At 61.5% G+C, this 12,495-nt stretch carries 6 protein-coding genes and 1 tRNA gene; 5 read left to right on the forward strand and 2 right to left on the reverse strand.

Annotated features, from left to right (window positions below; all coding sequences use genetic code 11):
• Positions 1–58 precede the first annotated feature (58 nt).
• Entirely contained in the window at positions 59–5,026 is a 4,968-nt protein-coding gene (locus tag EYQ35_06960; protein HIF63873.1) for a choice-of-anchor B family protein, read from the reverse strand.
• Between EYQ35_06960 and EYQ35_06965 the strand changes: the two genes are divergently transcribed.
• From EYQ35_06965 to EYQ35_06985, 5 genes are all read left to right on the forward strand, one after another.
• Positions 4,989–5,441 (forward strand): hypothetical protein, encoded by a 453-nt coding sequence (locus EYQ35_06965; protein HIF63874.1) that lies wholly within the window; start codon positions 4,989–4,991, stop codon positions 5,439–5,441. The genes EYQ35_06960 and EYQ35_06965 overlap by 38 nt on opposite strands.
• 70 nt (positions 5,442–5,511) lie before the next feature.
• The gene (locus EYQ35_06970; protein HIF63875.1) at positions 5,512–9,690 is read left to right on the forward strand and encodes a hypothetical protein; all 4,179 of its coding nucleotides are present in this window, start codon (positions 5,512–5,514) and stop codon (positions 9,688–9,690) included.
• A 331-nt stretch (positions 9,691–10,021) separates the two neighbouring features.
• A complete protein-coding gene (locus EYQ35_06975; GenBank protein ID HIF63876.1) occupies positions 10,022–10,252 on the forward strand; it encodes a hypothetical protein in 231 nt (76 codons plus the stop codon).
• Positions 10,253–10,468: 216 nt separating this feature from the next.
• Complete coding sequence (locus tag EYQ35_06980; GenBank protein ID HIF63877.1) at positions 10,469–11,269, forward strand: SDR family NAD(P)-dependent oxidoreductase; 801 nt, start codon at positions 10,469–10,471, stop codon at positions 11,267–11,269.
• 176 nt (positions 11,270–11,445) lie between these two features.
• Positions 11,446–12,279 (forward strand): HupE/UreJ family protein, encoded by an 834-nt coding sequence (locus EYQ35_06985; GenBank protein ID HIF63878.1) that lies wholly within the window; start codon positions 11,446–11,448, stop codon positions 12,277–12,279.
• A gap of 87 nt (positions 12,280–12,366) precedes the next feature.
• Here the strand turns inward: EYQ35_06985 and EYQ35_06990 are convergent.
• Positions 12,367–12,456, reverse strand: a tRNA-Ser gene (locus EYQ35_06990).
• Positions 12,457–12,495 lie beyond the last annotated feature (39 nt).

Consider the following 12,495-nt stretch of genomic DNA (forward strand, 5'->3'; position numbering starts at 1 on the left):
GCTGTCTAGCTGCGAATGCACAAGCCGAGGCGAGGCAAGGGAAGCGAGTGTCGCCGGTTCAGTTGCAGCTGCCGTCGGCGAGGCCGTTGTCAAACTGGTCGCAGTCGTAGGCCATGTCGTCAATGACGTTGAGCTCCAGGCAGGTTTTGCACAACGTTACTTCGACCGCGCAGTCTGCAGCCGCTGTCCCGTCCGGGCTGGCCGAGCAACTTCCGGGCAGCGTCTGCGACACGTCAACCGAAGTGCAATTCTTTCTCATTTTACTGGATGTCTTGTTTCGGGCCCTGGCCAGTTTACCCGAGGAGTCCGTCGCCAGGACATCAAAACAGCCGGCCAGTTGTTCGCTACCCGTGAAACTTCCGGCCTTAAGTCCCGACTTCTTGCAGGCCTGGAACAGCTTGTGAACTGAGAACGACAGCTTGCTTGCCGAGAATTGCACGGTGGCCTGGCAGCGAGCGCCGTCTCGGTTCTCGGCCGTGGTAAGCGCTGCCGACGACAGGTCATTGCCGAGTAACCCGGCGACCAACGACAGTTCTCCGTCCTCCGCGCCGTCGCCGGCGGTCGCGGCGTCGGTGAAACCAAACGAGGGAGGCGACTGGCACTTGCCGAGCACGGTGTCACTCAGCTTCTGGCGGGCCTTGGCAACCTTGCCCTTGGGATCGGTCGTGATGCAGGCCTGGGCGCCCGCGGTGTCGCCCTTGGCGGCTGTTTTCATACAGCCCTTCGCGATCTTGCCACGGGCCTTGGCGACCTTGGACGCAGCCTTGTTGACCAATACGATGCAGGCCTGCTGGGCCTTGTCTGGAGCCACCTCGGCGGCACATTCGTCCGAACAACCGTCACCGGGGGTGTTGTTGCCGTCATCGCAGCTTTCCACTCCCTGCTCGGTGTAGCCGTCGCCGCAGAAAGCCTCCAGGCAGTTAGCAGTACAGGCGTCGGTGTTACTGGAGTTGCCGTCGTCGCACTGCTCGCCACTGTCCTGCACGCTGTCGCCGCACGAAGCGCTGCTGCAGTCGGTCCGGCACGCGTCGGGAGTACTGTCCGAGTTGGCGGGGCCGTCGTCGCACTCCTCGACCCCAGCCTGCACCGCGCTGTCACCGCAGGTCGCGTCCAGGCAGGTGGACAGGCAGGCATCGGTATCGTCCAGGTTGCCGTCGTCGCACTGTTCGCCGGCAGTGGAGTTGACCGCCTGGTCGCCACAGGTCGCCGCCGTGCAATCGGCATCGCAGGTTGCTGATTCTCCAGAATCGTCGCAGTCCTCGCCCGGGTCGGTTACGCCGTTACCGCAGGAAGACGTAACCTGGGTAACCACGGCCTGGCTGCCGCTTTGACCCTCGTTTGAACTTCCCTGGGCGCTTGCGCTGAGTGAAACCTCGGTCCCTATCTCGACGTTATCCAGGTACCAGCCGGTACCGGGCACGCTGCTGTCACTGCCCATGCGCCAGCGCAGCAGCACTTGCTCACCCGTCCAGGCCGATAGGTCTATGGTGGTCTGCAGGTACTCGCCGCTGCTTCCTGAGAAGGCCTGCCGTCCGCCCAGCGGATTGCTGCAACAGGTGTTAAGGCTGGAATTGTAGCCGTTGGCCGTCATCGCCGACCCGAGATCGCTCCAGCTGCTACCGCCGTCGCTGCTTATCTCGACGACACCGCCGTCGTAACCGGGCTCGGTGTTGTAGTCGTGCCAGAAGGTGAGCGTCGGGGTGCCGGCCACGGCGATGGGCGAGGCCGTGCGGACCCACAGGTCACTTTCGATGCCCGGGTCAGGCGCAAACCACGACTGGCCCGAGCCGCCACCGGGATCGAAGCAGGTGGGAGAAGACAGGTCGGGTGTGACAAGGGTGAGACCCTCGATGCTGCTGATCACTATCGTTCCGCTGGCGAAAAACGGGTAAACATTCCACGCCCCCGCGAACGCCGCTGCATCGCTGGCCGGGTAGATGTCGAAGGACGCGACCTCGCACAGGTTTCCGTTGGCAATGTCGGAAAGGTCGATGATTCGCAGGCCGGTGGTGTAGTTCGATTCGTAGGCGTAGCCGTTCTTGATGTACAGGTTGTGGTCGATGCTGGGCAGGTGCGATGTGTAACTCGCGCCGAAAACAGGTGCGTCCAGGTCGCTTACGTCCACGATGTAGGTGCGCGTGTTGTGTCCGCCATATGCTTCGTCGAGCTCATCGTTGAGAAGCACGTAAGCGTGGTCCTCGGTGACCCATCCCTGATGGGTGTATGATACGCCGCTGTAGCCCGTCCGCGAGATCTGCACCGGGCTGCTCTTGTCCTCCACGTTAACGATGGTGAGCGTGTCCTCGTTGAAGGCGAAGCAGATTTCCTGGCCGCTGTAGGCCGAATCCGGTCCCGCGTAGACCACGCACTGCACGTCGTGGGTGTAGCCGTCGCCCGAGTAGCAGCCGGCCTGCACGGGCGAGGCGGGCGACGACAGGTCGACCATGTGCAGCCCGGCCGAGCAGGTGCTGCTGCCCACCACGTATGCAAAGCCCGTGTCCTCGTTGATCGCTATGTTGTGGGCGTTGCCGAAGTTGGGGTAGTGGGCGGTCTCGCTGAAAGTGACGGGTGGCGATGCCACCGAACGCAAGCCGGTGAGATCGAACACCTGCATGCCGTGTGCGCCGTTATTATCGGAGACGATGTAGACGTGGTCGGCGTATACCTTCATGTCGCGCCAGGCGCTTTCGCCGGTGGCCGTTGGCAGGTCGCCGAGGTAGATAGGAGCGGCCGGGTCGGTGACGTCAAGGAACGAGGTGCCAGTGGAGCGTCCGGCTATGGCGTACTCGCTCCCGGTGGTGCTGTCGGTCCAGCCCCAGCTGTCGTTACCGTCTCCCCCGCCTATGGCCGACATGGGGAAGAACTGCTCAAGATCTACCGAGTTGCAGGAGAATACGTCGGCCTTGCCGTCGATGCAGGCCGTGGCACCCACCGTGGTGGTAGGCACCGACTTACTCGACCCCTTTCCGCCGAAAGGATTGCTTCCGCTCAGGCTCCAGTCAGCACTTCCAAGGTTATGGCCAGCCACCCACGCTCCACTGCCCGATTCCATGTCGTCGGAAAACGCTACCTGGGTACCCGAACCGGGGCCTACCAGCACCTGGTAACTGCGCTGGGCCTGCGCCCCGGCCGCCAGCGAGAACGTCGACCAGCTCACAGTGCCGCCCGATTCCGAGCCGCCGTCACTGGCCGAGCCGGCGATATAGCTGGAGCCCGAAGGCACCGTGGCAGAAAGAGCGACGCCTGTAAGACTCGATCCCCCGGTATTGGTAGCAGTCACCGTGTAGTTAAGAGCCGAGCCGGCAAACGCGGGGTCATCGGAGGGTACTATGCCGACAGACAGGGTTGACGGCGGGGTACATGCAACACCGCTCAATATCCCGCGGTCACAGAACGCCGTTCGGATAGTCGCGTCGTCCAACCCGGAGTAGAGGTTGACGTTTGCCTGCAGCAGGGCCAGTGCCGCGTCTGTCATCGTTGCGTTACACGGTACCGAGAAGTGGTGCTCCAGCACCAGCGTGTCGGCCTTGGTCGCGCCAAGTGCCAGCCTTATGTCCCACACGGCGCGCGACCAGATTTCTCCGTCTGCGTGTGCTGAGCCCACCAGGTCTCCGGGATAGGTCTTGTTGCCGTCAACGCGCCTGAGGCAGGCCGGGTTTCCCGAGCCAAAGGAGGTGGCGTCCCAGTCGCCCACGCAGGCCGCGTGGGAAGCCTGGTAGGTGGCGTCGCCATTGGGCAAGTAGAAACTGGCGGCCAGGTAGTCGCCGAAGCCCTCGCCCATGGCTCCCATATCCCCGCCACCCCAGCAGGCATTCTGGTCGTGCTGGACCGCGTGCCCATACTCGTGGGCAATGATGTCGGCGTCCTCTCCGTCGTCGATACCGCCGTCACCGAAGTGCACGGCGTCGTCGCCAGTGGAGTAGTAGGACTGGTCATCAGCAAACCAGTGCGCGTTGGCCAGCGTTGGAAAGTCACGAATGCCGTTGGCCGGTGGCGTGTCGTCGTCAAAGCCGAGCGAGTGAAACCAGCGCTGCAGTGAGTCGATGGAGTGGTAGATGGTTACTTCTTCGAAACGATCGTCGTCGCGATCGTAGTTATAGACACGGCTGGGCTCGTCGGCCACGGTCACAACGAGACCTCCAGTCAGCGTGAGATCTACGTATTCTCCCTTGATACGGCCGGTTCCCGCGTCCAGCCCCAGCAGCGTAACCGCGCTTCGCTGGGCGTCAAGAGTTGCGCTGGTCAGGTCCGAGTTATCAGTGAGACCGGTGTTGCCCGACGTTTGCACCGGGTTAGGCAGGAAGACCAGGCCACTGCCGGTGTCAAAGGCAATGCGGTTTTCCTGGAACAGTATCTTGCCGGTGACCCCGTCGACAACGGTGAGAAAATCTCCCAGCGGTTCGGCTGCCCATATCCACAGCTCGTGTGCCACCCTGAGAGTGCCGTCGGCGGCTGCGAACCACACCAGCCGGTGGTCGTGACGCATGCGCTCGGCGGTCACGCCTGCCGCGGCAAGCGCCGCGCGCCGGGCGGCGGCGCGACGAACCTTTGGTCGCCTGGGCTTGCTTATCGGCGCGACGCTGTAGTTTGTGTGCAGGGCCTGCACGTCCCCTGAAGGTCCCTGGTGCACCGACAGCCACGCGTTGAACACCGGCCTTCGATTTACGGTCTGTTCAAAACGGGTATGGGCGCTCGCCAGTCCGCGCTTGATCTGCACGGTTCTGAGGCCGGCCACGCCCTCTGCGCCCATCTTCAGCGCTGGCGAGTATTGCTCGAGGAAGTGGCGAGCGGTCTGTTCGGGGGTATCAAGGGATCCACCGGCAGAGCAGGCCCGGTAGCTGCGGCGCCGGGTCATGTCGATGGTCTTGGCGTTGGGTTGCAGCAGGCAGGGAAGCCGTAGCGAATCTTCGGGGTGACGGTCGGTGTCGCGCGCGATCAGCTGGGCAGGTGACGGGGCTACCGCGACCGAGCTGAGGGCCAGTGTAGCCATGGCCAGAAAGGCCAGGGGACGGGCGGCAAAAGACATTTTCAACTACTTTTCCTATCGGCGCGTGTGGGCGGGCGTGCGGAACGCGCAAGCGCAGAATAATCCACCGCCCCCCCATAAGGAAAGGGCTAAAATAGTCAAAGAACGTTATTTCTCCTACGTACCCCCCCGACCGGGGGTGTTCGGCGCCAACCCCATCGGCGTGATCTTTGATCCCGACGATATGCTGGCACACTACGAAGCCGGCGACCCCTTTCGACATGCTGCGCATATAGGCGGGCCTCGGGTCTCGGTCAGCGTGCCCGGCTCCTTGTTTCTCACCATGGGTGAGGAGCCCCCAACTGGGGTATTTACCCAATCATTTTTCGCGCGGAAGCTCCCATTTCAGCGCAATAACTATGTTGGCCTCTATGTTGCATACCAGTTGTTTCGAGATGGCCTTTGGTTGGCCTGAGTGAAGGGGGTCCATTGTTGTGAAACGTATCACTTCAGCGCTAGTCTTGTTTTCAGTAACCGTTTCTTTGTTGGGAATTTCTCCCGGCTCAGCGCAACAAGCGCCGGGCCCGGGCGGCGGCGAAGTGCTGCCGGTCGCTCCCGGATCGGGGAGCCTGCTCGTCTCCGGGCTGCCGGACTCGCTGATCGAGTCGAACCACGTTTGGTCAGGGAACTTCTCCCCGCCGAACTTCGGTTCGACCGTCGCCGACGCGGGGGACGTCAACGGTGACGGTTACTCCGACATTGTCGTTGGCGCCTTCGGTTGGGACACTGTCGACGGGCTGTTTGACGAGGGCGCCGTTTTCGTTTTTCTCGGCGGTCCCGGCGGGATCGTGGGCACCGACCCCTCCACGGCCAACGCGGTGCTGCTGGGGGACCAGGCTGCCAGCGAATTCGGTTGGAGCGTGGCGGGGGCTGGCGATGTCAACGGTGACGGCTACGATGACATCGTCGTGGGCGCTCATCACTACGACAGCACCATCGCGGGCGGCACCCTGGCGGTGAATGGCGCGGCCTTCGTGTTTCTCGGAAGCGCGACGGGGATTGTAGGCACTGGCCCCTCCACCGCCCACGCCAGTATCTTCGGCCCAGTGCTCGACTCGCGGCTCGGCCACGCGGTTTCGGGAGCCGGCGATGTCAACAAGGACGGCTTCGGAGACATCATCCTAGGCATGCCCCGCCTGGGAATCCCCTTTGCCTGTACGCAGACGAACCCGCCGACGTGCACCATTCCTCCAAACAACTATCAAGGCAACGGCGGTGCGGCACTGATCTTTCTGGGCAGCGTGGCGGGGATCACCGGAACCGGCATCGATGACGCCGACCACGTAATCCTTTCCTATCCTCCTGGCCAGCCGGCGGTCAGCGGGGATCAGGTAGGTGCGGACGTCGCTGCGGGGGGTGACCTCAACAACGACGGCTTCGACGACGTGCTCGTCGCGGCGGGCTCCTACATCATGGCCTTCCACGGCAGCGCCACGGGGATAGTCGGGACCGATCCCGGCAGCGCGGATGCCAGGATCACCTCGGATGCGACCATCTCTCTATCTGCCTTCGTTACGGGCATCGGGGACGTGAACGGCGATGGCTTCTCCGACATCATGATCTCCGATACCGGCTATCCTACCGGCGTCACCAGCGGCGGCCACGGAGCGTTCCTGGTCTTCCACGGCAGCGCTACCGGTATCACCGCCAGCAGTCCCGCCGATGCGGACACGTTCATCGAGGGCGACAACCCCATCGTGATCCTGGGCCCGGTTCAGAGGCTGGGCTGGCGTATGTCAGGAGCCGGGGACGTCGATGGCGACGGCTTCGACGACGTCATCGTGGGGGGTCTCGAATACCCCGGCAGCCTCGACAGGGAAGGAACCGCGTACGTCTTCCGGGGCAGCTCAACGGGACTGGTGGGCAGCAGCCTTGCGGATGCCTACGTTCAGCTCAAGACGGGCCAGGCGACCGCCGCTTACGCCGGCAATAACCCTTGCTTCGACGTCGCGGGCGCCGGGGATGTCAACGGCGATGGCTCAGCCGATGTGCTGATGGGAGCCGGCTGTTACACCGCCGGCGAATCCCAGGAGGGCGTGGTCTTCGTCTTCCACGGGGGAACGGGGGGTACGAACCTTTGCGCCGGCGTGACCTGCACTGCCAGCGACCAGTGCCACTTGGCGGGCATTTGCAATTCGGCAACGGGGATCTGCAGCGACCCGGTGTCCACAGACGGCACACTCTGCGATGACGGCAATCCGGCCACAACGGGCGACCAGTGTTCGGCAGGCGTGTGCAGCGGAACGGTTTCTCCGCCTACCAACCAGGCGCCGGTCGCCAATGCTGGCGCGGACCAGGTCGTTACAGACAGCGATGGCAATGGTACTGAAACCGTAGCGCTTGATGGCTCGGCCTCCTCGGACATCGACGGCACTATTGTCACCTTCGAGTGGCGCGAAGCGGGGGTCCTGCTGGCAACGGGTGGCACCCCACTTGTCTCGCTAGCTGTCGGCTTCCACACCGTTGACCTGACTGTCATCGACGATGCGGGGGACTCGGCAAGCGATACGGTGCTTGTAACCGTGGCACCGGCGCCGGTAGCGGCCGGCCTTGCCTTCGACGGGTTCGAGTCGGGTAACTTTACGGGTGGTACAGGTGACTGGGTAGGGGGGTGGAGCAGAAGTAACGCGAGGATAAGAAACAACAGGAATGGCCCGCATTCGGGTACCAGGCACGTTCGTTTGCGTAAGTCGGCAGCTTTCCTGCGACGTACGGTCAACCTGCTGGGAGCCAGCGGAGCACGCCTGACTTACTGGGGTAAGGGCAACCAGTTCGAGGGTTCGGACAACGTGCGGGTCAAGGTGAGCGTGGACGGCGGCGCCTTCGTTACAGTCGAAACTATTGCCACTTCTGACAACATTTATCACTTCCACGACATCGACCTGGCTCAGTTTGCGGCGACTTCCGATGTTCGCATCGAATTCGACTCTAATATGAATAAGGGACTGTTCTTTATCGACGATGTGGAGATCGTTGGTCTTAGCATTCCTCCCGGGACTTGCAGCGGAACCGAGGTGAAAGATTGTGCGGGGGTTTGTGGTGGAAGTGCGACAGAAGACTGCGCCGGGATTTGTAACGGAACCTCAGTAGCAGATTGCGCCGGTGTCTGTAACGGAACGGCAGTAGCGGATTGCGCCGGGGTGTGTAACGGAACGGCAGCAGCGGATTGTGCGGGGGTTTGTAACGGAACGGCAGCAGCAGATTGCGCCGGTGTCTGTAACGGAACCTCAGTAGCAGATTGCGCCGGTGTCTGTAATGGAACGGCAGTAGCGGATTGCGCCGGGGTGTGCGGCGGAAGTGCAGCGGAAGACTGCGCCGGTGTTTGTGGCGGAACCACGGTGGTGGATGAATGCGGAATTTGCGGTGGTCCTGGGCTGAACCCCGCCGGCTGCTGTGGTAATGAAGCAAGAGATTGCAACAACGTATGCGGCGGAACGGCAGCCGTAGATTGCGCCGGGGTCTGTAACGGATCGGCCGCAGTAGATTGCGCCGGACTTTGTGGTGGAAGCGCAGTCCAGGACTGCGCAGGGGTGTGTAACGGAACCTCAGTAGCAGATTGTGCCGGGGTCTGTAACGGGTCGGCAGCAACAGATTGCGCCGGGGTTTGTAACGGAACTTCAGTAGCAGATTGCGCGGGGGTCTGTAACGGATCCGCAGCAGTAGATTGCGCCGGACTTTGTGGTGGAAGCGCAGTCCAGGACTGCGCAGGGGTGTGTAACGGAACCGCGGTAGCAGATTGTGCCGGGGTCTGTAACGGGTCGGCAGCAGCAGATTGCGCGGGCGTGTGTAACGGAACTTCAGTAGCAGATTGCGCCGGGGTCTGTAACGGATCCGCAGCAGTAGATTGCGTCGGGGTTTGTGGTGGAAGCGCAGTCCAGGACTGCGCGGGGGTGTGTAACGGAGCCGCGGTAGCAGATTGTGCCGGGGTCTGTAACGGGTCGGCAGCAGCAGATTGCGCGGGCGTGTGTAACGGAACCTCAGTAGCAGATTGCGCGGGGGTCTGTAACGGATCCGCAGCAGTAGATTGCGCAGGGGTTTGTGGTGGATTGGCAGTAGCCGATTGTGCGGGGGTCTGTAACGGATCAGCTGTGACAGATTGCACCGGACTCTGCGGGGGTACCACGGCAGAGGATGCATGCGGCGTTTGTGGCGGTGATGGGTCCTCTTGTGCCTCTTGTGATGCTTCGGTACCGCCTGCAAACGGCGCGGTGGGTGATTGCACCGCGACGCTCCCAAGTGGCGCCACGTGTCAGCCCACGTGCAATGCGGGCTTTTCGCCGAGCGGCGCAACCAGCTGCGATGCGGGCGTCCTCACGGCGGCATCATGTGTTGAAGCGCCCACAGTCCAGGGCTTGGTGGTGATCACCGGGCCGTCGGCTGTAAATCGCGGAGACCAGGCTACGTTTACCGTAACCCTGACCAACACCGGAACGGCCACCATCAGCTCGGCTGAAATCAGGTTCAACATCAGTCCCAACCGGCGCGTCCGCAATATCAGCCCCGGCAGGCTCGCGGTGGTCGGAGATGTTCCTCCTGGTGGCAGCGCGAGCCAGGCCTGGAGCGGACAGGCAGATAAAGAGGGTTCGGCTACCGTGACGGCAGAGGCCTTCAGCGGTGGGGTCAGTATTGCAACCGATACGCGGGCCCTGACTATAGTGAAGTGATAGCAGCGCCGTAGGTGCCTTTTCGGGCCGGGGCATCTACGACGGTCGTATCGAGTAAGCAGGCGGTTGTGCGCGAGCCGGGCCCTTTCAGCCTGTTCGTGTGCGCAACATGCAGCGCCGCGTCAAAATCGAGCAGGTCGGGGGGTATTGGCCGAGGGTTGCTTTCCAAGGGGGCTGCCAGCCTGCGCAGCGCGTTAAAATCAAAGATTGATCGAAAGACGCCAGGCAATCTAGTTTGCCCCGGAACGCCAAGCGAAGCACTACCGGCTGCTAGACTGGGGGGACAGGCTCCAACCTGATCGGAGTAATAACAGATACAGTGGAGGTGAAAATGCTCGAAGTAGTAAAAAAAGGACTCAAGGAAATAACTGAACTGGGCGTGTTGCTGGTGGCGCTGGCCATCGTTATGCAGATCCTGTTTGGCCAGGCGGTGCCCTTCGTGGGCGGCGACGTGGTGGCCAACATTACGGGCTTGATAGCCACGCTCGGAGATAATGGGCTGGTCGGCTTGATGTCCTTGGGGGTCATCCTGTACCTGTTCCAGAAAAAGGGAGCTGCCTGAAGCAGCTGGCTGATTGCTGAGAAATAATGGCGGGCGTCCCTTGCGGGGCGCCCGTTTTTTTTGTGCTTGAATAACCACCCGCGGGCGCCTGATTGCTTACAGGCGGGGGTGTGCGGCCAACAACCGGGGCCGTTGCCGACAGCTGGGAGTAATCCTTCCACGGCCTGGCCGGTCAACTCGACATACCGGGGGGTTACGGCAATCGTCGGCGCCACTATGGCGAAAACAGCTTTCATCACCGGGGCGAGCTCCGGGATAGGACGCGCGCTGGCCCTTGAGCTGGCTGGGCGTGGTTGGGACCTCGGCTTGGCCGCGCGCAGGGTACCGGCGCTCGAAGAGCTCAAGGCCGAGATTCTCGCGCGGACAGGAGGCAGCGACCGGCGTGTTGAAACCCGCTCACTCGATGTCACCGACACCGGCGCGGTACGCGTTGTAATGCAGGATCTGGACGGAGCACTGGGTGGGCTGGACATGGTGGTGGCCAATGCGGGCATAGCCCTCAACCACAAGATCGGCAGCCCCGGCTTCGAGCGCGATGAGCAGACGATACACACCAACCTGCTCGGCGCCATGGCGACCGTGGACGCGGCGGCCGAGATATTCAACAAGACCGGGGGTGGACACATCGTCGCCCTGTCGTCGGTCGCGGCCTACAGGGGCATGCCGGGGCTGGGGGCTTACTCGGCCAGCAAGGCCGCGCTGCTCAAGTACTGCGAGGCGGCCAGGGTCGAGCTGCGAGGCCGCGGCACGAGGGTCACGACCCTGCTGCCGGGTTATATAGACACGCCGCTTAACCAGGACGTGAAGTCGAGGCCTTTTCTCGTCACGGCAGAAGTCGGTGCCAGGCGTATAGCCGACCTCATCGAGCGTGGCGTCAGTACCTCGACGGTGCCGGTCATGCCCTGGAGCGTGTTCGGTTTGCTCATGCGCGCGGTGCCCAATTTTCTTTGGGACCGCATGCTCGGTGGCCCCATGGTGGGCGTGGAAACCGCGGACGGCGACAACGAGGATGCCTGACGCGGCCACCGCAGAGCCCGGGCGGATCCCAATTAAACATTCAAAGCGCGCGAACAGTCATCTTACCTAGATCATTGCTATGATCTAGGTAGGGCGTCCTCGTGTGGGGTAGCGCGGCAACGACGAATAGAATGCCCGAACAAAAAAGAAATCACTGGATATCTGCAGGAGTAACCATGAAAGCAATTTGTCTCAGCTTGTTGAGCTTTTTATTCGGCAGTAATGCCTTTGCCCACAGTATGTCAGAGGCAGACAAAGCCACGGCCCTGGAAGCCGGTAATTGGGAATACCTCGAGCTCGGCGCAAGCCACATGATAACCGGCTATGACCACCTGTTGTTTCTATTCGGTGTCATTTTTTTCCTTACGCGTTTCAAGGATATCGTTAAGTTCGTAACGGCCTTTACTATTGGTCACTCCATCACGCTGGTTTTTGCCACTATCTATCATATCCAGGCGAACTACTTTCTCGTCGACGCAGTGATTGCCCTCACGGTCATGTACAAAGGCTTCGACAACCTGGATGGTTTTAAGAAATACCTGGGTGTTAAAGCACCTAACCTGGCGTGGATGGTCTTTGCCTTTGGCCTGGTTCATGGTTTTGGCCTATCAACCCGTCTGCAAATGCTGCCGCTGGCCGAAGAAGGGTTGGTGCTTCGTATTCTTTCATTCAACCTTGGTGTTGAACTTGGCCAGGTTGCTGCCCTCAGCGTTATGCTGTTCGCACTATCTGGTTGGCGCAAAATGGCATCCTTTAAAAAGTTCAGCAATGCTGCCAACAGCGGGCTCGTTTTTGCTGGTTTTCTACTCCTCTTAATGCAGCTGCATGGCTACCAGCACACCAGCCACCCGCACGAATTTTCAATCAACAAGGATGACCTCGCCCACGTGCATAAGGACACGGTTGCACCGATAGCACCTGATCCGCCCGCTCATGAGGGGCATGAAAAGAAAATCAATCCATCGCCAAAGGGACACAGTCACGGCCATGGCACACCTCATTCACACTGATCCAGGTGGAAATAGCGCAAAAGATTCCCACTAACGGGTTTCTAGAGGGTTGCCGTGATCGACAAAGCAAAGTTCGTAGATAGAGGGTGGCGGAGAGGGTGGGATTCGAACCCACGGTACCTTTCGGCACACACGCGTTCCAGGCGTGCTCCTTAAGCCGAACTCGGACACCTCTCCGTTAACAGTATCTTCGGAGGCCCCGCGTTGAGTGCCCCC

The organism is Candidatus Binatota bacterium, assembly GCA_012960245.1.
Classification (GTDB): Bacteria; Desulfobacterota; Binatia; order UBA1149; family UBA1149; genus UBA1149.

Coding starts and splice junctions, on each gene's coding strand:
- EYQ35_06965 (HIF63874.1), top strand. CDS start 4,989: ATGGCCAGAAAGGCCAGGGGACGGGCGGCAAAAGACATTTTCAACTAC.
- EYQ35_06960 (HIF63873.1), bottom strand. CDS start 5,026: ATGTCTTTTGCCGCCCGTCCCCTGGCCTTTCTGGCCATGGCTACACTG.
- EYQ35_06975 (HIF63876.1), top strand. CDS start 10,022: ATGCTCGAAGTAGTAAAAAAAGGACTCAAGGAAATAACTGAACTGGGC.
- EYQ35_06980 (HIF63877.1), top strand. CDS start 10,469: ATGGCGAAAACAGCTTTCATCACCGGGGCGAGCTCCGGGATAGGACGC.
- EYQ35_06985 (HIF63878.1), top strand. CDS start 11,446: ATGAAAGCAATTTGTCTCAGCTTGTTGAGCTTTTTATTCGGCAGTAAT.